The sequence below is a fragment of the Rhodococcus jostii RHA1 genome, from assembly GCF_000014565.1.
GTDB lineage: Bacteria > Actinomycetota > Actinomycetes > Mycobacteriales > Mycobacteriaceae > Rhodococcus_F > Rhodococcus_F jostii_A.
On the sequence record NC_008268.1, the window covers coordinates 6,820,561 to 6,840,314 of the forward strand.

The 19,754-nt window shown below is 67.3% G+C and carries 22 protein-coding genes; 13 read left to right on the plus strand and 9 right to left on the minus strand.

Going from position 1 to position 19,754, the window contains the following annotated elements; all coding sequences use genetic code 11:
* The first annotated feature begins 99 nt into the window (after positions 1-99).
* Positions 100-2,967 (plus strand): preprotein translocase subunit SecA, encoded by a 2,868-nt coding sequence (gene secA, locus RHA1_RS30945; RefSeq protein WP_011598264.1) that lies wholly within the window; start codon positions 100-102, stop codon positions 2,965-2,967.
* A gap of 16 nt (positions 2,968-2,983) precedes the next feature.
* Here the strand turns inward: secA and RHA1_RS30950 are convergent, their stop codons facing one another.
* A complete protein-coding gene (locus RHA1_RS30950; protein WP_009479534.1) occupies positions 2,984-3,508 on the minus strand; it encodes an Rv3235 family protein in 525 nt (174 codons plus the stop codon).
* Positions 3,509-3,614: 106 nt separating this feature from the next.
* On the opposite strand from RHA1_RS30950, the gene RHA1_RS30955 reads away from it, so the two are divergent.
* From RHA1_RS30955 to RHA1_RS30980, 6 genes are all read left to right on the plus strand, one after another.
* Positions 3,615-4,052 (plus strand): HAD-IA family hydrolase, encoded by a 438-nt coding sequence (locus RHA1_RS30955; protein WP_011598265.1) that lies wholly within the window; start codon positions 3,615-3,617, stop codon positions 4,050-4,052.
* The gene (locus RHA1_RS30960) at positions 4,046-5,470 is read left to right on the plus strand and encodes a WS/DGAT/MGAT family O-acyltransferase (RefSeq protein WP_009479536.1); all 1,425 of its coding nucleotides are present in this window, start codon (positions 4,046-4,048) and stop codon (positions 5,468-5,470) included. The genes RHA1_RS30955 and RHA1_RS30960 overlap by 7 nt, the downstream gene beginning before the upstream one ends.
* Before the next feature lie 30 nt (positions 5,471-5,500).
* Positions 5,501-6,013, plus strand: coding sequence for a DUF6912 family protein (locus RHA1_RS30965; protein WP_020476818.1), 513 nt, complete (start codon positions 5,501-5,503; stop codon positions 6,011-6,013).
* 91 nt (positions 6,014-6,104) lie between these two features.
* A complete protein-coding gene (locus RHA1_RS30970) occupies positions 6,105-7,220 on the plus strand; it encodes a ferredoxin reductase (RefSeq protein ID WP_011598267.1) in 1,116 nt (371 codons plus the stop codon).
* A gap of 62 nt (positions 7,221-7,282) precedes the next feature.
* On the plus strand, positions 7,283-8,539 hold the full coding sequence (locus RHA1_RS30975; protein ID WP_011598268.1) for a fatty acid desaturase family protein: 1,257 nt from the start codon (positions 7,283-7,285) through the stop codon (positions 8,537-8,539).
* Positions 8,540-8,650: 111 nt separating this feature from the next.
* Entirely contained in the window at positions 8,651-9,889 is a 1,239-nt protein-coding gene (locus tag RHA1_RS30980) for a fatty acid desaturase family protein (protein ID WP_009479540.1), read from the plus strand.
* Positions 9,890-9,919: 30 nt separating this feature from the next.
* Here RHA1_RS30980 and rsgA read toward each other — a convergent pair whose 3' ends face one another.
* Both rsgA and aroA read right to left on the minus strand, forming a co-directional pair.
* On the minus strand, positions 9,920-10,960 hold the full coding sequence (gene rsgA / locus RHA1_RS30985) for a ribosome small subunit-dependent GTPase A (protein ID WP_081437487.1): 1,041 nt from the start codon (positions 10,958-10,960) through the stop codon (positions 9,920-9,922).
* On the minus strand, positions 10,906-12,222 hold the full coding sequence (gene aroA, locus RHA1_RS30990) for a 3-phosphoshikimate 1-carboxyvinyltransferase (RefSeq protein WP_011598270.1): 1,317 nt from the start codon (positions 12,220-12,222) through the stop codon (positions 10,906-10,908). Before aroA ends, rsgA begins: the two co-directional genes overlap by 55 nt.
* A gap of 78 nt (positions 12,223-12,300) precedes the next feature.
* Here aroA and RHA1_RS30995 point away from each other — a divergent pair, with 78 nt between their 5' ends.
* A complete protein-coding gene (locus RHA1_RS30995) occupies positions 12,301-13,059 on the plus strand; it encodes an SOS response-associated peptidase (RefSeq protein WP_011598271.1) in 759 nt (252 codons plus the stop codon).
* On the opposite strand, the gene ybaK is transcribed toward RHA1_RS30995, so the two are convergent.
* A complete protein-coding gene (gene ybaK, locus RHA1_RS31000) occupies positions 13,046-13,540 on the minus strand; it encodes a Cys-tRNA(Pro) deacylase (protein ID WP_011598272.1) in 495 nt (164 codons plus the stop codon). The genes RHA1_RS30995 and ybaK overlap by 14 nt on opposite strands.
* Before the next feature lie 112 nt (positions 13,541-13,652).
* Here ybaK and RHA1_RS31005 point away from each other — a divergent pair, with 112 nt between their 5' ends.
* Both RHA1_RS31005 and rsrA read left to right on the plus strand, forming a co-directional pair.
* Positions 13,653-14,378 carry a sigma-70 family RNA polymerase sigma factor gene (locus RHA1_RS31005; protein WP_237726975.1) on the plus strand — a complete coding sequence of 242 codons (726 nt, stop codon included), beginning with the start codon at positions 13,653-13,655 and terminating at the stop codon, positions 14,376-14,378.
* Entirely contained in the window at positions 14,375-14,656 is a 282-nt protein-coding gene (gene rsrA / locus RHA1_RS31010) for a mycothiol system anti-sigma-R factor (RefSeq protein WP_009479546.1), read from the plus strand. Before RHA1_RS31005 ends, rsrA begins: the two co-directional genes overlap by 4 nt.
* Before the next feature lie 70 nt (positions 14,657-14,726).
* Here rsrA and RHA1_RS53670 read toward each other — a convergent pair whose 3' ends face one another.
* Positions 14,727-14,801 carry a 50S ribosomal protein bL37 gene (locus RHA1_RS53670; protein ID WP_022597109.1) on the minus strand — a complete coding sequence of 25 codons (75 nt, stop codon included), beginning with the start codon at positions 14,799-14,801 and terminating at the stop codon, positions 14,727-14,729.
* A 94-nt stretch (positions 14,802-14,895) separates the two neighbouring features.
* Here RHA1_RS53670 and RHA1_RS31015 point away from each other — a divergent pair, with 94 nt between their 5' ends.
* A complete protein-coding gene (locus tag RHA1_RS31015; RefSeq protein ID WP_005240095.1) occupies positions 14,896-15,111 on the plus strand; it encodes a biotin/lipoyl-binding carrier protein in 216 nt (71 codons plus the stop codon).
* Positions 15,112-15,128: 17 nt separating this feature from the next.
* Entirely contained in the window at positions 15,129-16,631 is a 1,503-nt protein-coding gene (locus tag RHA1_RS31020; protein WP_011598274.1) for a sensor histidine kinase, read from the plus strand.
* Positions 16,632-16,691: 60 nt separating this feature from the next.
* Here RHA1_RS31020 and RHA1_RS31025 read toward each other — a convergent pair whose 3' ends face one another.
* Both RHA1_RS31025 and RHA1_RS31030 read right to left on the minus strand, forming a co-directional pair.
* Entirely contained in the window at positions 16,692-16,946 is a 255-nt protein-coding gene (locus RHA1_RS31025) for a WhiB family transcriptional regulator (RefSeq protein WP_005240099.1), read from the minus strand.
* Positions 16,947-17,185: 239 nt separating this feature from the next.
* The gene (locus tag RHA1_RS31030; protein WP_009479548.1) at positions 17,186-18,142 is read right to left on the minus strand and encodes a diacylglycerol/lipid kinase family protein; all 957 of its coding nucleotides are present in this window, start codon (positions 18,140-18,142) and stop codon (positions 17,186-17,188) included.
* 76 nt (positions 18,143-18,218) lie between these two features.
* Between RHA1_RS31030 and RHA1_RS31035 the strand changes: the two genes are divergently transcribed.
* Positions 18,219-18,656 carry a hypothetical protein gene (locus RHA1_RS31035; RefSeq protein ID WP_005240102.1) on the plus strand — a complete coding sequence of 146 codons (438 nt, stop codon included), beginning with the start codon at positions 18,219-18,221 and terminating at the stop codon, positions 18,654-18,656.
* On the opposite strand, the gene RHA1_RS31040 is transcribed toward RHA1_RS31035, so the two are convergent.
* Together RHA1_RS31040 and RHA1_RS31045 are read right to left on the minus strand one after the other, a co-directional pair.
* Entirely contained in the window at positions 18,653-19,132 is a 480-nt protein-coding gene (locus tag RHA1_RS31040; protein WP_009479549.1) for a GNAT family N-acetyltransferase, read from the minus strand. The genes RHA1_RS31035 and RHA1_RS31040 overlap by 4 nt on opposite strands.
* Positions 19,129-19,743: an acid phosphatase gene (locus RHA1_RS31045; RefSeq protein ID WP_029539453.1), complete on the minus strand. Its 615-nt coding sequence runs from the start codon at positions 19,741-19,743 to the stop codon at positions 19,129-19,131. The genes RHA1_RS31040 and RHA1_RS31045 overlap by 4 nt, the downstream gene beginning before the upstream one ends.
* Positions 19,744-19,754 lie beyond the last annotated feature (11 nt).

Sequence of the window (19,754 nt, forward strand, 5' to 3'; positions counted from 1 at the left end):
CGGAAGCGCCTACCATGGAATCCGGCCGGGGTTCTCGGACCTCCGGCCGGATTTTGTGTGTCACCCATCCACTGCCGAAGATTGAGGACGAACAAGACTGTGCCGTCGCTGTCGCTATCGAAGCTGCTCCGTGTTGGTGAAGGTCGCATGGTCAAGCGGCTCAAGCACATCGCCGACCACGTTTCCTCGCTGTCGCCCGAGGTCGAAGACCTGACCGACGAGCAACTCCGCGCGAAGACCGAGGAGTTCCGCGCCCGCTACCGCGACGGCGAGACGCTCGACGAACTGCTGCCCGAGGCGTTCGCGGTCGCCCGCGAGGCGTCCTGGCGCGTGATCGACCAGCGGCACTTCCACGTGCAGATCATGGGCGGTGCCGCCCTCCACTTCGGCAACATCGCCGAGATGAAGACGGGTGAGGGCAAGACCCTGACCTGCGTGTTGCCCGCATACCTCAATGCGATCGCCGGAGACGGCGTGCACGTCGTCACGGTCAACGACTACCTCGCCAAGCGCGACTCCGAGTGGATGGGCCGTGTCCACCGCTTCCTCGGACTCGACACCAGCGTGATCCTGTCCGGCATGTCGCCCGCCGAGCGTCGCGCAGCCTATGCGGCCGACATCACATACGGCACCAACAACGAGTTCGGGTTCGACTACCTGCGCGACAACATGACGCACTCCCTGGACGATCTCGTCCAGCGCGGTCACAGCTTCGCCGTCGTCGACGAGGTCGACTCCATCCTCATCGACGAGGCCCGGACCCCCCTCATCATCTCCGGTCCCGCCGACGCCTCGAGCAAGTGGTACGCGGAGTTCGCCCGCATCGCGCCGCTGCTCAAGCGGGACGTGCATTACGAGGTCGACATCCGCAAGCGCACCATCGGCGTCCACGAGGCCGGCGTCGAGCTCGTCGAGGACCAGCTCGGCATCGACAACCTGTACGAGGCCGCCAACTCGCCGCTCGTGAGCTACCTGAACAACGCCATCAAGGCCAAGGAGCTCTACACCAAGGACAAGGACTACATCGTCCGCGAGGGCGAAGTGATCATCGTCGACGAGTTCACCGGCCGCGTCCTCGTCGGCCGCCGGTACAACGAGGGCATGCACCAGGCGATCGAGGCCAAGGAGAAGGTCGAAATCAAGGCCGAGAACCAGACCCTCGCCACGATCACGCTCCAGAACTACTTCCGTCTCTACGACAAGCTGTCGGGCATGACGGGTACGGCCGAGACCGAGGCCGCCGAGCTGCACCAGATCTACAACCTCGGCGTCATCCCGATCCCCACCAACCGGCCGATGGTCCGCGTCGACAACGGCGACCTGATCTACAAGACCGAGGAAGCCAAGTTCGACGCCGTCGTCGACGACGTGGTGGAGCGGCACGAGAAGGGCCAGCCGGTCCTGATCGGCACCACCAGCGTCGAGCGGTCCGAGTACCTGTCGAAGCAGTTCACCAAGCGCGGCGTGGCGCACAACGTGCTGAACGCGAAGTTCCACGAGCAGGAAGCGCAGATCATCGCCGAGGCCGGCAGGTCGGGCGCCGTCACCGTGGCGACCAACATGGCCGGTCGTGGTACCGACGTCGTGCTCGGCGGCAATCCCGACATCATCGCGGACATCGCGCTCCGCAAGCAGGGACTCGACCCCGTCCACACGCCCGACGACTACGAGGCGGCGTGGGACGACGTCCTCGACCAGGTCAAGGCCGAGGTCAAGGCTGACGCGGACAAGGTTCGTGAGGCGGGCGGACTGTACGTCCTCGGTACCGAGCGGCACGAGTCCCGGCGTATCGACAACCAGTTGCGCGGCCGGTCCGGCCGTCAGGGCGATCCGGGTGAGTCGCGGTTCTACCTGTCGCTCGGCGACGAGTTGATGCGACGGTTCAACGGCGCGGCGCTCGAGTCGATCATGACCCGCCTCAACCTGCCCGACGACGTTCCCATCGAGGCGAAGATGGTCTCGAAGGCCATCAAGAGCGCTCAGACGCAGGTCGAGCAGCAGAACTTCGAGATCCGCAAGAACGTCCTCAAGTACGACGAGGTGATGAACCAGCAGCGCACGGTCATCTACAACGAGCGCCGCCAGATCCTCGAGGGCAAGGACATGGAGGGCCAGGTCGAGAAGATGATCACCGACGTGGTCACCGCGTACGTCGACGGCGCCACCGCCGAGGGATACGTCGAAGACTGGGATCTCGAACAGCTGTGGACGGCCCTCAAGACGCTGTACCCGGTCGGCGTCGACTACAAGGAACTGGTCGGCGACGGCGACGGTGAGACCAACGACATCACCGCCGACGAGCTGCGCGAGACCCTGCTGACGGACGCACACGACGCCTACGCCCGGCGTGAGGCTGAGATCGACGGTGTTGCCGGCGCGGGATCGATGCGCGAACTGGAGCGCCGCGTCCTGCTGAGCGTGCTCGACCGCAAGTGGCGCGAGCACCTCTACGAGATGGACTACCTCAAGGAAGGCATCGGCCTGCGGGCGATGGCCCAGCGTGATCCGCTCGTCGAGTACCAGCGCGAAGGCTTCGACATGTTCGGCGGCATGCTCGAGGGCCTGAAGGAGGAGTCGGTCGGATTCCTGTTCAACCTTCAGGTCGAGGCAGCCGCCCCGCAGGCGGCGCAGGCCCCGGGCGTCAGCGTCACCGCGGCGTCCGCAGCGGCGACGGCGGCGGCCTCGCCCGCTCCGGCCGCGCCGCGGCCACTGCCGACCCAGGAGGCGGCGCAGCAGGCGCAGGGCACGGCGGCACCGTCTGCCCTCCGCGCGAAGGGGCTGGACGACGGCGAGCCCCGCGGGCTCACGTACTCCGGACCTGCCGAGGACGGCAACGCCCAGCTCAGCCGCCGCGGAGCAGCCGAGTCGGACGATGCCGCCGACGCCGGAACCCGTCGTCAGCGGCGTGAGGCCGCGCGGTCGCAGTCGAAGGGCAAGAAGGCCCCGCGGACCAAGCGCAAGCGCTGACCGCGGGAGAAGTCGATCAGCCGATCACCAGCGAGGTGACGGTCCAGCCCGTGTCGGACTGTTGTTCGACACGGGCTGCGATCACGAAGATCCGCGGTCCCCGGCCGTAGGTGCCGAAGGCCTCGAACGCGCACGGCTCCACGGCGCGCAGGTGCACGCGGACGAGCGTCGCGACACCGAGTCGCCGGGCGGGCGACTCCGACAGCGCGAGCGTGCGCACGACGTCGATGAGCGACGGCGTCACCAGCGGCCGCAGTTGCCGCACGTTGCGGCGCCGATCCAGCACTTCGAGGACCAGCCGGAACGCCTGCTCCGTGAATCGCTGGACGTCCGGCGACGGAAGGGGCAGCGTTCCCGGCTGCGTCGTGGCGGTGCGTGGCGACGCCCCCGAGTGGGGCGACGACCGGTGCCTGCTGCGCCCGGCCGCGTGCCGCCCGCTCGACGGCACCGCCGAATGCCCCGGCAGAGGCGGTGCGGGAACGTCACCGGCGGCCGGCTCGAAGCGCGGCACCCGTGACAGGAACGTGTAGGACTCACTCATTTCTTACCCCCCCGGTTTCGGCATGAGACGGCCGTCGTAGCGGTCATACTCGCACGGATCCCGTCGTCGTGTCGCCGAACCGGGGAGCGGACCCTAGGGTGGGAACGTGCGGGGATTGATATTGGACTTCGGAGGAGTTCTCGCGGGTCCCGGTTCGGACATGGACGGCCTGTCGTCCGTCCTTGCCGGTGCCCGGACTCGTGGGGTGCGGACCGCGATCCTCAGCAACGATCCCGGTGGTCCCGGCGCGCAGTGGCTGCGAGAACTCGGTGACGGCCGGCTGGTCGATCAGGTCGTGTTGTCCGGGGATGTCGGTGTGGCCAAACCTGATCCGCGGATCTACCGGCTGACGGCCGACGCGCTCGGTCTGGCCCCGGGGGACTGTATCTTCGTCGACGACCTGTCGGTCAATGTCCGGGGTGCGGTGGCCGTCGGGATGGTGGGTGTCCACCACGTCGACGGCGGCGCCACCGCGGACGAGATAGCGATACTTCTCGAGGTCGATCGAGACGGGATGCAAGGGGGACAGGCGCCGACATGGTGACGAGACTGACTACGCAGGACGCGTCGTTCTACTTTCTCGAGGCGAGCAGCACGCCGATGCACGTGGGATCGCTCGCGATCTTCCGCAAGCCGCGAAACGGGTTGTCCTACGAGGAATTACTGAGCCTCGTCGAGGAACGGCTGAGCCTGGTGCCCCGCTACCGGCAGAAGGTGCGGGAGGTGGCGCTGGGACTGTCGCGGCCGGTGTGGGTGGACGACCAGGACTTCGACATCGAGTACCACGTCCGGCGGTCGGCGCTGCCGAAGCCCGGATCGGATGCCCAGTTGCACGATCTGGTCGCGCGGCTCACGTCCCGGCCGCTCGACAACACGCGACCGCTGTGGGAGATGTACCTGGTGGAGGGGTTGGCGAACAATCGCTTCGCCATCTTCACGAAGTCCCATTCCTCGCTGGTCGACGGCGAGACGGCGCTCGAGATCGGCCAGGTGATCCTGGACCCGGCGAAGACCCGGCGGCCCATGGCCGAGGAACTGTGGATGCCGAGCCCCGCCCCCAGTGAGTCCACGCTCATCGCCGGGGCGCTGGCGGAGATGGTGGCGCGGCCGGGCGAAGGGCTCGCGGCGCTGCGGATGACGTTGGGCGACATGGCGTCTGCGCTCGGCGAGACCGTTCGCGCTGTCGGCAAGGTGGCCGCCGTCGTGCGCACCGCCACGCAGGTGGCGCCGGCGAGTCCGCTGAACGCGACCATTTCCCGCAATCGGCGCTTCGCGGTGGTCAAGACCGAACTGGGTGACTACCGGAAGATTCGCGCGCAGTACGGGTGCGAGGTCAACGACGTCATCCTCGCGGTCGTGTCGGGTGCGATGCGGTACTGGCTGCTCTCCCGCGGCGAGCCGGTGGCCGAGTCGACCACGGTCCGGGCGATGGTTCCGATGTCCGTGTACGCGACGGATCCCGAGGCCGACGACGAGGCGTCACGCCGCGGCGAGTGGGCGGATCCGCGGAGCATGGTGTCGTCGTTCCTCATCGACCTGCCGGTCGGGGAACCGAATGCCGTGGTGCGGCTGTCACACGTGGCGCACGCCATGGAGGCGCACGCGAAGCAGAGTCAGCGGGTCACCGCGGAGACCCTGGTGCGTTTGTCGGGGTTCGCGCCGGCCACCCTGCACGCGATGAGTGCCCGTGTCGCGAGCAGTTTCTCGCAGCGGATGTTCAACCTGATGATCACCAACGCGCCCGGTCCGCAGCTGCCGCTGTACGTCGGGGGAGCGCGGATGCTCGAGATGTATCCGGTGTCGCCGCTGCTGAAAAACCAGACTTTGAGCATCGGTCTGACGTCCTACGACGGCAACGTCTACTACGGTTTGAATGCAGACCGTGATGCCATGGCCGACGTGGATGTGGTGGCGGCGCTGCTGTACGAATCTCTCGAGGAGTTGTTGGATGCCAGCCGGTGAGAAGTCCGCGGTGCGAATGACGGGTGACGCATGACGAGGGTGTACGTTCCCGCGACGATCGAGATCCTCCAGCGGCTCGTCACCGACCGGGAGTTCGATCCGATGAGCCGTACCGCGTTCGCCGTCACCCCCACGCTCCGCGAGGCGTATTCGTCGGGCGACGACGAGGAACTGGCCGAGGTCGCGATGGCCGAGGCGGCCCGGGCCTCGCTGCGACTGATCGCGGGCCGGGTGGGGGAGAGCGGGAGCGACGGGGTTCGGTTCCGTCGCGCCGTGGTCGCCGCGGACGTGGACGACGTGACGCCGCGCCCGGACCTCGACGACGCCGTGGTCCGGTTGCCCGGTCCGGTGACGATCGGCACGGTCGCGTCCGTGCACGTCGACCTGGCGGAGGCGGAGCCGGACATCGAGCGGGCCGTGTCGGCGATCGACGAGGCGGATCTCGGGGACCCCGATGCCGAGTTCGTCCTCGGTGACGCGGAGGATCATGTGCTGGCGTGGTACGCCACTCAGGAGCTTCCGTTCCTGCTCGAACTACTCTGACCGGTACGCCCGCTTACCTCGGGGTAACCTACGGTACCGTAACTTGATAACCTTCGGTAGCGTAGGTCATGACGGAAAAGGTGGAGGTCGGATGGGTCTGAAGGATTGGATCGAGGCGCCCGCAGCAGCGGTCGTGCCCGCCAAGCGGTCCAAGCTCAATTGGTTGCGTGGCGCGGCGGCACGGCTCACGACGCCGTTGCTGCCCGACGACTACCTGCATCTGGCCAACCCGCTGTGGTCGGCTCGCGAACTGCGTGGACAGATCGTGGAGGTGCGCGCGGAGACCGCGGACTCGGCCACGATCGTCATCAAGCCGGGCTGGGGATTCGATTTCGACTACGAGCCCGGCCAGTACATCGGCATCGGTCTGCACATCGACGGGCGCTGGCACTGGCGCTCGTACTCCCTCACCTCGCCGCCGAACTGGGACGACAAGCTCATCTCCATCGCCGTCAAGGCGATGCCCGAGGGATTCCTGTCGAGTCACCTCGTCAACGGTGTGCCCTCGGGGACGATCGTGCGGCTCGCGACCCCCACGGGCAACTTCGCGCTGCCCGACCCGCCGCCGGAGCGGATCCTGTTCCTCACCGCGGGCAGCGGCATCACGCCCGTGATGGCGATGCTGCGGACCATGAACCGGCGCGGTCAGCTTCCCGACGTCTTCCACGTCCACTCGGCGCCCACCGACGCCGACGTGATGTTCGCCGACGAACTCACCCAGCTCCACGAGGAGCACGACGACTTCCGGTGCAAGATCCAGCTCACCCGTAGTCAGGGCAAGTTCGCGTTGTCCTCGCTCGACGAGGTGTGCCCCGACTGGCGCGAACGTCAGACGTGGGCCTGCGGCCCGCTGCCGATGCTCGACGAGATCGAGACGTTGTGGCGCGACGAGGGCATCGAGAACAAGTTGCACCTCGAGCGGTTCGCCGTCTCCCGTGCGGACACGTCCGGCGAGGGCGGGACCGTCACGTTCGCCAAGGCCGACAAGACCGTGTCGGTCGACGGTGCCACCACTCTCCTCGAGGCCGGGGAGCAGGTCGGGGCACTGATGCCTTTCGGCTGCCGGATGGGTATCTGCCAGACCTGTGTCGTGCCGATTCTCGCCGGGCATGCCATCGACCTGAGGTCGGGTAAGCAGCACGCCGAAGGTGACCGAGTCCAGACTTGTATCTCCGCGGCGGCAGGGGACTGCACGCTCGACGCGTAAGCGTGAGCGTGTTGTTCACATGACTCCGCTATTCTCGGACTCTCACCAGACGGAGGAGCACGGTGGCGATCACCGACATCAAAGAGTTCGCGCATCTGACCGAAGCGGACATCGAATCGCTCGGGCGTGAGTTGGATGGTATCCGGCTCGACGTGGAGGATTCGCGGGGCGTTCGCGACGCCCGCTACATCCGCCGGGCCATCAGGGCGCAACGGCTGTTGGAGCTCGGCGGCCGGCTTGCGTTGTTCGGAAGCCGCTACCGCCCGGCCTGGCTCGCGGGCACCGCGATGCTCTCCCTCTCGAAGATCATCGAGAACATGGAGCTCGGCCACAACGTGATGCACGGCCAATGGGACTGGATGAACGATCCGGAGATCCACTCCATGTCGTGGGAGTGGGATCAGACGGGCCCCTCGGAGCATTGGAAGCGGGCGCACAACTACTCCCACCACACGTTCACCAACATCGTCGGAATGGATTCCGATGTGGGGTTCGGCATCCTCAGGATGACCCGCGACGAGGAGTGGCGGCCGATCAACCTGCTGCAGCCCTTCGCCAACATCATCCTGGCCGCCACGTTCGAGTGGGGGATCGCGCTCCACGACCTCACGTTCGCCGCCGAGCTCGAGGGTGCGGAGAAGGGGCAGCTCAATTCCCAGGCCAACAAGGATTTCGGGCGCAAGATCTTCCGCCAGGTCGGCAAGGACTTCCTCCTGTTCCCGGTGCTCGCGGGACCGGCGTGGAAGTCGACGCTGACGGCCAACGCCACCGCCAATCTCGTGCGGAATCTGTGGGCCTACGTGGTGATCTTCTGTGGGCACTTCCCGGATGGTGCCGAGAAGTTCACGGTGGACGAATACGAGAACGAGACCCGGCACGAGTGGTATCTCCGGCAGATGCTCGGCAGTGCGAATTTCGATTCCGGCAAGATCATGGGTTTCATGAGCGGGAACCTCAGCTACCAGATCGAGCATCACCTGTTCCCGGACCTGCCGAGCAACCGGTACCCGGAGATCGCAGTGAAGGTCCGGGCGCTGTGCGAGAAGTACGACCTGCCGTACACCACGGGTTCGCTCGCCAAGCAGTACCTGCTGGCTCTGCGCACGATCCACAAACTCGCCCTGCCCGACCGGTTCCTGCGGGCGACGGCGGACGACGCCCCGGAGACGTCCTCGGAACGCAAGTTCCGCGACGCCCGTGATGCGGGCGCCGCCATGGTCGAGACGTTGCGTACGGATCCCGTCACGGGGCAGCGGCGGGGTCTGCTGTCGGCGTTGCGCGCCCGCGCGGAGGCCAAGATTCCTCGCCGTCGACGGTGATTTCACTCACACCTACACCCAGGTAACCTACGGTGTCGTAACTTACGGTACGGTAGGTCGAGTCAGCGCCCACGGGTGTGAACTGTCGACCCAGCCAGGAGGAGGTCCCCCATGGCGATTGCAGACGTCAAGGAATACGCACATCTCACCGAAGCCGACATCGAGTCGCTCGGACGCGAGCTCGATGCGATCCGGCGCGATATCGAAGAGTCCCGCGGGGAGCGTGACGCGCGGTACGTGCGAAACACGATCAGACTGCAGCGTTCCCTCGAAATCGGTGGCCGAGCCGTCCTCTTCGCGAGCAAGCGGCGTCCCGCCTGGCTGGCGGGCACGGCCATGCTTTCCCTCTCGAAGATCATCGAGAACATGGAACTCGGCCACAATGTCATGCACGGCCAGTGGGACTGGATGAACGATCCCGAGATCCACTCCACCTCGTGGGAGTGGGACGTGACGGGACCGTCCGCTCACTGGAAGCAGACGCACAACTACATTCACCACAAGTACACCAACGTCCTCGGCATGGACGACGACGTGGGATACGGACTGCTGCGCGTCACGCGCGACCAGCGGTGGAAGCCGTTCAACACCGGCAATCTCCTGTACAACACGCTGCTCGCGCTGTTCTTCGAGTACGGCATCGCGGCGCAGCATCTCGAACTCGGCAAGGTCGCCAAGGGGCGCGTGCCGAGCGAGGAGACCCAGCGCAAGCTCCGCGAGGTCGGCGAGAAGGTCGGCAAGCAGATCCTCAAGGACTACGTCATCCACCCTGCGGTCACGGGTCCCGCGTGGAAGAGCACTCTCACCGCCAACATCGCCGCGAACATGATCCGCAACGTGTGGACCAACGCGATCATCTTCTGCGGGCACTTTCCGGACGGCGCCGAGAAGTTCACCAAGGCGGACATCGACAAGGAAACGCAGCCCCAGTGGTACCTGCGGCAGATGCTCGGTAGCGCGAACATCGAGGGCGGCAAGCTGATGGACTTCATGTCCGGCAACCTCAGCTACCAGATCGAGCACCACCTGTTCCCCGACCTGCCCAGCAACCGCTATTCGGAGATCGCCGTGCGGGTGCGGGAACTGTGCGACAAGTACGACCTGCCGTACACCACCGGGCCCTTCCTCGTGCAGTACGCGAAGTCGTGGCGCACCATCGCCAAGCTGTCGTTGCCGAACAAGTACCTCAAGGCGACCGCGGACGACGCGCCGGAGACGGCGTCGGAACGCAAGTTCGGTGGAAACACCACAGCGACAATCGATCCCGTGACCGGCCGCCGTCAGGGGCTGAGTACCGCGATCAAGCGCACCCGCAAGCGCCGCGGTCTGCGCGCGCTGCTGTCCCGCTAGAAAAGTTCCGCTACAGACGCGGTTCGTCCCTCACCAGGCTTCGTTGGATGCGATGGCCGTGAGGAGGTGACGGACCGCGTCGACGCGTTTGGCGGCCTTGCCCTCCAGTAGGTCGAGCGCGCATTCCGGGTCCGCGGGCGGGCCGAGGTGGGTACACCCTCTCGGGCAGTCCTCGATGGCCGCGGCCAGATCGGAGAACGCGGCCACCACGTTCTCCGGGGAGATGTGGGCCAGTCCGAACGACCGGATGCCGGGAGTGTCGATCGCCCAGCCGCCCGTCGGAAGCGGCAGCGCGACCGATTGCGTGGACGTATGCCTGCCCTTGCCGACGCCGGAGACCACGCCGACGGCCCGGTCGGCGTCGGGCACGAGGCGGTTGACGAGAGTCGACTTCCCGACCCCCGAATGGCCGATCAGCGCGGTGAGCCGGCCCGACAGCATCGACAGCACCTCGTCGACGGGATCGTCGCGACCGGCCACGACGACGGGAACGTCGAGGTCGGCGAACGCGCTCGCGAACTCCTCGGGCGGCTCGAGATCGCTCTTCGTCAGGCACACGATGGGACTCAACCCGCCCGCGTACGCGGCGACGAGCGCACGCTCGACGAATCCCGTCCGTGGCGGCGGGTCCGCGAGCGCCACGACGATCAGCAGCTGCTGGGCGTTGGCCACGACGATCCGCTCGTACGGATCGGTGTCGTCGGCGGTGCGTCGCAGCACCGTGGAGCGTTCGGCGACCCGCACGATCCGCGCCAGGGTGTCGGGTTTGCCGGACAGGTCACCGACGACGCTCACCTCGTCGCCCACCACGATGGGGGTGCGGCCCAGTTCCCGGGCGCGCATGGTGACGAGGGGACGTTCGGGGTCGCCGCCCAGCACGCAACCCCATCGGCCGCGGTCGACCGAGACGACCATCGCCGACTCCGCGGCGAGGTGTTCCGGCCGGGTCTTCGTGCGCGGGCGCGTTCCTCGGCCCGGGCGTACCCGGACGTCGGACTCGTCGTACTGCCTGCGACTCAGAAGCTCGCCTTCCGCTCGGTGCCCGCAGCTGCGGACAGCATTGTGGCCCACAGGTTCTCGAAACCGGGCAGGGTCTTGGCCGTGGTGCCGACGTCCTCGATCCGGATGCCGTCGACCCGCAGCCCGACGATGGCGCCCGCGGTCGCCATCCGATGGTCGGCGTACGAGCGCCACGTTCCACCGTGCAGGCCTGCCGGGACGATCGTCAGGCCGTCCTCGGTCTCGGTGACGTTTCCGCCCAGCGAGTTGATCTCGTGTGCGAGCGCGGCGAGCCGGTCGGTCTCGTGACCGCGCAGGTGTGCGATGCCCCGCAGGTGCGACGGCCCGTCCGCCAGTGCGGCGAGCGCCGCGACGGTCGGGGTGAGTTCGCCCACGTCGTGCAGGTCGATGTCGATGCCGGTCAGCTGCTGCGGCCCGCGGACGGTGAGATTCGCGCCGTCCAGTCGGACGTCCGCGCCCATCGCCAGGAGGATCTCGCGGATCGCGTCTCCGGGTTGCGTCGTCCTGCTCGGCCACAGGGGAACGGTCACCTCACCGCCGGTGACGGCGGCGGCTGCCAGGAAAGCGGTGGCATTCGACAGGTCGGGTTCGATCGCGCGGTCGACGGCCCGGACGACGCCGGGGCTCACCCGCCATGTGTCGGCCTCCCCGCCCGTCGCCGGGGTCGTGACCTCGACGCCCGACTCGCGCAGCATCTCGACCGTCATGTCGATGTGCGGCATGGACGGGACCGTCTTGCCGTCGTGATGCACGGTGACGCCCTCGTCGAATGCGGCCGCCGACAGCAGCAGCCCGGAGACGAACTGTGACGAGCCGGACGCGTCGATGGTGACCCGTCCACCGCGCAGCGAGCCCGCACCGCGGACCGTGAACGGGAGGGAGGCGCCGTCGATGTCCGCGCCGAGACCGCGCAGCGCGTCCAGGATCGTGTCGAGGGGCCGGGTGCGCGCCTGCTCGTCTCCGTCGAAGTGAACCGTTCCGCTCGCGAGTGCGGCGACCGGCGGCAGGAACCGCATGACGGTGCCGGCCAGGCCGCAGTCGACCGCACCACCCTGGAGCGGTCCGGGGGTGACCCGCAGCGTCGTGTCGGCGCCGACCGTCTCGATGCTGATGCCGAGCGTGCGGAGAGCCTCGATCATGAGGTCGGTGTCCCGGCTGCGCAGTGCCCCGGTGAGGGTGGACGGACCGTCCGCGAGTGCGGCGAGGATCAGCGCGCGATTGGTGATCGACTTCGATCCGGGGAGGGCGACCGTCGCGACGACGGGCGCTTCGGCGCGGGGGGCGTTCCACAGGCTCAGGCTCACGGTCTCCATCTTCGCCTATCGGGCGGGTCGCCGGGCGGGGTGGGCGGCGTGTCGCGGGTGTCGGTGGTTCGTGCCACTCTGGTGGGCATGTGCGGCAGGTATGCGACCACTGCGAATCCGGCGACACTCGCCGCCGACCTCGATGCGATCAACGAGGCGGGCGAGGAGGAGAGTCCGCCCGACTACAACGTGGCGCCCACCACGCAGGTCCTGACGGTGGTCGACCGTCACGACGCCCGGCGGATCCGGCGGATGCGGTGGGGGCTCGTGCCGTCGTGGACGAAGGAGCTCGGCAAGGGGCCGGTGCTGTTCAACGCGCGAGCGGATTCGGTCGACAACAAACCGGCATTCCGGAACGCGTTCAAATACAAGCGCTGCCTCGTTCCGATGGACGGCTGGTACGAGTGGCAGACCGAGGTCGATGCGGCGGCCGCGGGGAAGAAGTCGGGTAAGGCGAAAAAGATCCCGTACTACATGTCGCCGGAGGACGGCTCGCACCTGTACATGGCCGGGCTGTGGTCGGTGTGGCACGATCCCGCGGTCGCGGAGTCGCACCCGGTCCTGAGCTGCAGCATCATCACGGTCGACTCCGCCGCCCAGCTCGAGAACGTGCACGACCGGATGCCGCTGGTGATGCCCCGCGACCGCTGGTCCGCGTGGCTCGATCCCGAGCATCCCGCGTCGACGGATCTGCTCGAGGTGTCACCCGACGCCATCGCCGACATCACCGTCCGGCGGGTGTCCACGCTGGTCAACAGCGTGAAGAACAACGGGCCGGAACTCCTCGACCCCGATGCCGCCGGTCGTGACGAGGCTCAGGTGGGGGAGCAGATCAGCCTGCTGTGACCGCCGCGGTGACGGCTCCGCTGAGCCGCACCAGGTCGGCGGGCGCGAGTTCGATCTCGAGTCCGCGCCTGCCCGCGCTGCACAGCACCCGGTCCCAGTCGAGCGCCGACGCGTCGACGACGGTCGGGAGTGCCTTGCGCTGCCCGAGCGGTGAGATGCCCCCGAAGACGTACCCGGTGGAGCGCTCCGCCTCGGTACGGTCCGCCATCACGGCCTTGCCCGCGCCCAGCGCCGCGGCCGCCGCCTTCAGCGACAGTTTCTCCGGCACCGGCACGACCGCCACCGCCAGCTTGCCGGTGTCGAGTTTGATCACCAGCGTCTTGAACACCTGATTGGCGGTGACGCCGACCGTCTCGCCCAGGGCGTCGACGGCCTCCGAACCGTACGATTCCGCCCGCGCATCGTGCGCGTAGCTGTGCACGGTGTGGTCGATGCGGTGTTTCGCGAGCAGCTTCGTCGCGGGAGTGGCAGTTCCGGCCATGGACAGACACTCTGCCACGCGGTCGGGAACACAGCGGACGGGAGGCGTGTTGGTACCTGCAGAAGAACAGAGTGCATCGAAGGGAGTGGTCCGTATCGTGATGTCCTCGGTGATGGAGCCCACGTCGCGTCTGCAGTTGGCGGTAACGTTGACGCCCACGGCGACCGAAGGGATCAGCGTGCAGGAACATGACCGTCCGACGGCAGACCAGGCCGAGCCACAGGACGAGTTGATCGCGCGTTTCGAAAGGGACGCGCTCCCACTTCTGGATCAGTTGTACGGCGCTGCTCTGAGGATGACCAGGAACCCGGCGGACGCCGAGGACCTCGTGCAGGAAACGTACGTGAAGGCCTACACGGCGTTCCGTTCGTTCCGTGAGGGCACCAACCTCAAGGCGTGGCTGTACCGGATTCTCACGAACACGTACATCAACTCGTACCGCAAGAAGCAGCGCCAGCCCGCGCAGTACCCCACCGACGAGATCACCGACTGGCAGCTGGCGGCGACGGCGGAACATTCGTCGACCGGGCTGCGATCCGCCGAGGTCGAGGCCCTGGACGCGCTGCCCGACGACGACATCAAGGAGGCACTCCAGGCCCTGCCGGAGGAGTTCCGGATGGCCGTCTACTACGCCGACGTCGAGGGATTCCCCTACAAGGAGATCGCCGAGATCATGGGCACCCCGATCGGGACCGTGATGTCGCGACTGCACCGCGGGCGCAAGCAGCTGCGGGGTCTGCTCGCCGACGTCGCACGCGAACGTGGATTCAACCGTGGGGGCACCGACGACGTGCCCGGCGACAGTGTAGTGAGCGCGGAACAGGAGGTTTCTCGGTGAGCGAGCAGGACGAATTCGAGCAGCTCGACTGCTCCGCCGTCATCGCGGACGTCTGGCTGATGCTGGACCGTGAATGCGACGCGGCGTCGCGGGCGCGGCTGCAGAGGCACCTCGACGAGTGCGGGTCGTGCCTCGAGGCGTACGGCATCGAGGAGAAGGTGAAGTCTCTCGTGAACCGCAAGTGCGGCGGGGAGCACGCACCGGAAAGCCTCCGTCAGAGGCTCTCCATAGAGTTACGGCGGACGATCCTCATCACGAACACCGAACCCGACGCATAACTCGTCAGAACAGCAATCAGGGGCCGGAAAGCATCGCTGCTTTCCGGCCCCTGGTGCGTTCTACGGCGCGTCAGGCGTTGGGACGCTTGCCGTGGTTTGCGGCGTTGCCCTTGCGACTGCGCTTCTTACGACCACGCTTACCCATGAGTAGATCTCCCTTCTTTTCACCACAGTCTTCCACGTGTGGTTGGGTGTCCTTGCAACAGGGCTTTCTCGACACCCGGGAGTGAAGGATCACAATGGCAGAAGACGTGCGCGCCGAAATGGTTTCGACGGTGTATCAGGTTGTGGTGAGCGCGGGCGACGAGGTGAAGGAGGGCGACACCCTCGTCATCCTCGAGTCGATGAAGATGGAGATCCCCGTCATCGCCGAAGAACCCGGCACGGTCACCTCCGTGGACGTCAAGGTCGGCGACGTGATCCAGCAGGGCGACCTGATCGCAGTGATCTCCTGAGCTGACAGCCACCGACGATGTCCACACTGAGCGACCTGCTCGCCGAACACACCGACCTGCCCGGCGAGGCCGTCGATCATCTCCAGCGCGTCGTGGGTGAATGGCAGTTGCTCGCCGACCTCTCCTTCGCGGACGTTCTGCTCTGGGTCGGAACGGATTCCGCGGCCACCAACCCGACCGGCACCGTGATCTGCGTCGCGCACTGCAGGCCCACCACCGCGTCGACCGCCTTCCCGGAGGACGTCGTCGGGACCGTCGTGTCGGAGTCGGAACATCCGCAGGTGCTGCAGGCGCTGCTCGAGGGCCGCGTCGTGCGACCCGAGGACGGCGGCGGGCACGCCGGTCTGCCGCCGCGCCGGGAAGCGGTCCCGGTGCGGTGGAACGGCGAAGTGATCGCGGTCCTGAGCCGGGACACCAACCTGTCGCACCAGCGGGCGCAGAGCCCGCTCGAGGTCGCGTATCTCGACTGCGCCGAGGATCTGTGCCAGATGATCAGCGACGGCACCTTCCCGATCCGGGAGGCCCGGTCGGATACCAACTCGAGTCCTCGCGCCGGCGACGGCTTCATCCGCCTCGACACCGACGGCCGCGTCGTCTACGCGAGTCCCAATGCGCTGTCGGCCTATCACCGGATGGGTCTCAGCTCGGACCTGATCGGCCAGAACCTGGCGGCCACCACGCGGTCGCTCGTCACGGATCCGTTCGAGTCGCAGGAGGTCGCCGGGTACATCCGCGACACCATCGCCGACAAGCCGGGCCGCCGCATGGAGATCGAGGCCAGGGGAGCGACCGTCCTGCTCCGGGCGCTGGTCCTCAAACCCGGCGGGAAGCGCGTCGGCGCCGCCGTCGTCGTGCGGGACGTCACCGAGGTGAAGAGGCGGGATCGCGCCCTGCTCAGCAAGGATGCGACGATCCGCGAGATCCATCACCGGGTGAAGAACAATCTGCAGACCGTGGCGGCGCTCCTGCGACTGCAGGCCCGCCGCACCAACAACGAGGAAGCCCGGCAGGCGTTGAGCGAATCGGTGCGCCGCGTCACGTCGATCGCCCTCGTGCACGACACGTTGTCGATGTCGGTGGACGAGGAAGTGAACCTCGACGAGGTCGTCGACCGTCTGGTGCCGATCCTGTCCGATGTGGCGACGGTGAGTACGCCGATCAAGGTCCGCCGGGAGGGCAGCTTCGGGGTGTTCTCCGCGGAGCGGGCCACGCCGCTGGTGATGGTGCTGACCGAACTCGTGCAGAACGCGATCGAGCATGCCTTCGAACCCGGCGCTCCGGGCACGGTCACCATGAGGGCCGAGCGTTCTGCGCGGTGGCTGGACGTCGTGATCCACGACGACGGCAGGGGATTGCCGCCCGGTTTCAGCCTCGAGCGGTCCGACCGTCTCGGTCTGCAGATCGTCCGGACTCTGGTGGCCGCCGAGCTGAACGGTTCCCTCGGGCTGCACCCCGGGCCGGAGGGTGGAACGGATGCCGTGTTACGCGTACCGCTGGGCCGTCGTGGGCCGCGGTACTGATCGGCGGGCAAGCAAAAGGCCCGGCACCATGTGGTGCCGGGCCCGTCTCCTTCTGAAGTATCAGACGGTGGTGCGGGCACGCGTCCGAGCGTTGCGGCGCTTGAGTGCGCGTCGCTCGTCTTCGCTCATGCCGCCCCACACACCGGCGTCCTGGCCCGACTCGAGTGCCCACGAGAGGCATTCGGCGGTCACCGGGCAGCGGTTGCAGACAACCTTGGCATCAGCAATCTGCGCGAGAGCCGGACCGCTGTTTCCCACAGGGAAGAACAACTCGGGGTCTTCGTCGCGACAGATTGCCTTGTGGCGCCAGTCCATCCTTCTGCTCCTTAACTGGGTGCGTAATGCACCGTTTCGTCTTCATGAGTTCATGTGTGCGTAGAGAATGTTTCCGCACTGTTGCTTGTGAATGCTTTCACGAACTGGCGGGATGTCAATAGAAAACCGCCGCACCGTGGGGGAGCTCACGTTCTTAGGCTGCCCTTCGAGGTGCGCCGTCCTTTGTACCCGGTGCAGGCACTTCCCGCTAGGTGAAAACGGCAATTCTCGAGAATTGCTCAGGGTCGCGCCGGCGCGACGACATCCAGCGCCTCGGGCACCGACACGAACTCGACGACTTTGCGCAGTCCGATGTAGTCGCCGTCCATCTGCAGTCCGATGGGCTCCGACGCGGATATCCGCACGGACGGCACGTCGTCGACCCGGACCAGCTTCTTCGCCTTCGGACGGGTTCCGGGGGTCAACAGCTGGCGGGCCACCCGCAGCGTGGTGAGAATCGCGGTGGACCGCATCGCGAAGACGCCGAGGCCGGTGTCGTAGGTGGTGTCGGGATTCGTGTGGACCTCCCGCTTGTTCAGATACGTCCAGGGACTCGCGTTCGACACGAATGCGTAGTGAACGCCCTCGACGGGATCGCGATCGGGGACCTCGACGGTGAGGGTCGGCTCGGCGTATTTCGATCGGAAGAACACGCGCACCGCCGCGCGGACATATTGCGCCGGTGTGGCCGGCCGCCCGTTCTTGCGGTGCATGTCGACCGCCTCACACACCTGGGCGTCCCAGCCGAGACCGGCGTTGAACGTGAACCAGCGGCTGTCGCAGTGCGCGAGCCCGATCCGGCGCCGCTGCCTGCGGGCGAGGAGATCGATGAGCTGGTTGGTGGCGTCCACCGGGTCGGGCGCGATGCCGAGCGAGCGGGCGAACACGTTCGCCGACCCACCGGGGACGACGGCGATCGGGGGAATCGGCCCCACCGTCACGGCGCTCATCGACTTCGGTGCCGGGGTGCCGAGCAGTCCGTTGACCACCTCGTTCACGGTGCCGTCGCCGCCGTGGACGATGATCAGGCCCATCCCGTCCACGCAGGCCTGCTGCGCCAGTTCCGCGGCGTGACCGCGGTGTGTCGTGTGCGCGACCGTCAACCGCACCCGGCTCGACAGCGCGTGGGCGAGGAGATCACGCCCGGCCGGAGTCGTCGATGTGGCATTGGGGTTGACGATCAGCAGCGCGCGCACGGGGCCCAAGCCTAGCGGGGGCGGCACGTGTCACCATGCGAGGCCGCCGGCGACGGGGTGTTCTAGGCTGGCCGACGTGCCGAAGCCGTCTCTCAGCAAGTCCACGCCCACCACGGTCCGCGCGGCGGGCGCCCTGGTGTCGCTCGAGGGCGCGGTGGCGGTCGGTGTCGCCGTGGTGCTGGTCATCAGGGGACTGCTCGGGCACGACCAGAGCGTCAGCAGTGGATACGGCACCGCAGCCTGGTTCGCGATTCTCGGTGGCGCCGTGCTGGCCGCCGGGCTCGCGCTGATCTTCGGCCGGCGCTGGGGGCGGGCGATCGCGATCGTCGCCCAACTTCTCCTGCTTCCGGTGGCGTGGTCGCTGCTCACCGATTCGCACCAGCCGTTCTTCGGTGTGCTGCTCGGCGTCGTCGTCGTGGCGGCCCTCGGGTGCCTGTTCAGCAGTCCCACGTCGAAGTGGATGGCTGCCGAGTACGGCCAGGAGGCCGACGCCGACAACCCGTCGGACCGCTAGCCCACCTCGGACGCGAGGCGGCCGAGCGGCTCCCCGGTCAGCCGGTAAGTGGTCCACTCGTCCTGCGGGTGCGCGTCCAGCGACTCGTAGAACGCGATCGACGGCTTGTTCCAGTTGACCACCGACCACGACAGTCGGGTGTAGCCGTTGTCGACGCACTCCTTCGCGAGTGTGGCGAGCAGGGCCTTGCCGTGCCCGGCGCCGCGCTCGGACGGGCTGACGAACAGGTCCTCGAGGTAGATGCCGTGTGTTCCGTCCCAGGTGGAGAAGTTGCGGAACCACACCGCGATCCCGACGACCCGGTCGTCGTCGTTCACCGCGACGTGGGCGAACGTGGATGGCTGCGGGCCGAACAGCGCGTCGTCGATCTGGTCGGCGGTGACGGTGCACTCGTCGCGGGCCCGCTGATGTTCGGCGAGTTCGTAGATCATCGCGGTGATCGCGGAGACGTCCTCGGGTACTGCGCGTCGGATCATCGGGCACCTTCCTCGCTTGTGACGTTGTGGCTGACCACCTGTTGCGCCCCGTGCTCGAAGCCGAGGACGGAATACGCGCCCGGCGACATCGCGAACCGGCGCCCCTCGCTGATGGGAAGCTCCGCCCAGCGGGCGATGAGCGCCCGCGAGAAGTGGCCGTGCCCGACGAGGATCACGTCGCGGTCGACGAGTTGCGAATGCGCGACGGACAGTACGAGGTCGCACCGGGTGTGCACCTGCTCGGCCTGTTCGCCGCGAGGGCACGGATGCGTCCACACGGTCCAGTCCGGCACCTGCTGCCTGATCTCGGGAGTCGTCATGCCCTCGTAGATCCCGTAATCCCATTCGGCGAGTGCGTCCCAGGTGCGCTGGATCTTCAATCCCGCCAGCTCCGCCGTCTCCTGGGCGCGTTGCCGCGGACTGACGATGACGAGGGGGTCGCGCAGTTCGAGGGCGTCCATCGCCGGGCCCACCCGCCGCGCCTGGGCTTCACCCAGTTCGGTGAGGTGAACGTCGGTCCGACCGGTGTGTTTACCCCAACGGGCCCATTCCGTTTCGCCGTGTCGGAGGAGGACGATCCGACGGCCGCGCGGCGAATCACTGGGTGGCATCCATCCATCAT

What these genes read in the sequence shown, in the direction of transcription:
- RHA1_RS30950 (WP_009479534.1), bottom strand. Translation starts at nt 3,508, where the DNA reads ATGAGTGAGTCCTACACGTTCCTGTCACGGGTGCCGCGCTTCGAGCCG.
- RHA1_RS30960 (WP_009479536.1), top strand. Translation starts at nt 4,046, where the DNA reads ATGGTGACGAGACTGACTACGCAGGACGCGTCGTTCTACTTTCTCGAG.
- RHA1_RS30965 (WP_020476818.1), top strand. Translation starts at nt 5,501, where the DNA reads ATGACGAGGGTGTACGTTCCCGCGACGATCGAGATCCTCCAGCGGCTC.
- RHA1_RS30970 (WP_011598267.1), top strand. Translation starts at nt 6,105, where the DNA reads ATGGGTCTGAAGGATTGGATCGAGGCGCCCGCAGCAGCGGTCGTGCCC.
- RHA1_RS30980 (WP_009479540.1), top strand. Translation starts at nt 8,651, where the DNA reads ATGGCGATTGCAGACGTCAAGGAATACGCACATCTCACCGAAGCCGAC.
- aroA (WP_011598270.1), bottom strand. Translation starts at nt 12,222, where the DNA reads ATGGAGACCGTGAGCCTGAGCCTGTGGAACGCCCCCCGCGCCGAAGCG.
- RHA1_RS30995 (WP_011598271.1), top strand. Translation starts at nt 12,301, where the DNA reads ATGTGCGGCAGGTATGCGACCACTGCGAATCCGGCGACACTCGCCGCC.
- ybaK (WP_011598272.1), bottom strand. Translation starts at nt 13,540, where the DNA reads ATGGCCGGAACTGCCACTCCCGCGACGAAGCTGCTCGCGAAACACCGC.
- RHA1_RS31005 (WP_237726975.1), top strand. Translation starts at nt 13,653, where the DNA reads ATGGAGCCCACGTCGCGTCTGCAGTTGGCGGTAACGTTGACGCCCACG.
- RHA1_RS31015 (WP_005240095.1), top strand. Translation starts at nt 14,896, where the DNA reads ATGGCAGAAGACGTGCGCGCCGAAATGGTTTCGACGGTGTATCAGGTT.
- RHA1_RS31020 (WP_011598274.1), top strand. Translation starts at nt 15,129, where the DNA reads ATGTCCACACTGAGCGACCTGCTCGCCGAACACACCGACCTGCCCGGC.
- RHA1_RS31025 (WP_005240099.1), bottom strand. Translation starts at nt 16,946, where the DNA reads ATGGACTGGCGCCACAAGGCAATCTGTCGCGACGAAGACCCCGAGTTG.
- RHA1_RS31040 (WP_009479549.1), bottom strand. Translation starts at nt 19,132, where the DNA reads ATGATCCGACGCGCAGTACCCGAGGACGTCTCCGCGATCACCGCGATG.
- RHA1_RS31045 (WP_029539453.1), bottom strand. Translation starts at nt 19,743, where the DNA reads ATGCCACCCAGTGATTCGCCGCGCGGCCGTCGGATCGTCCTCCTCCGA.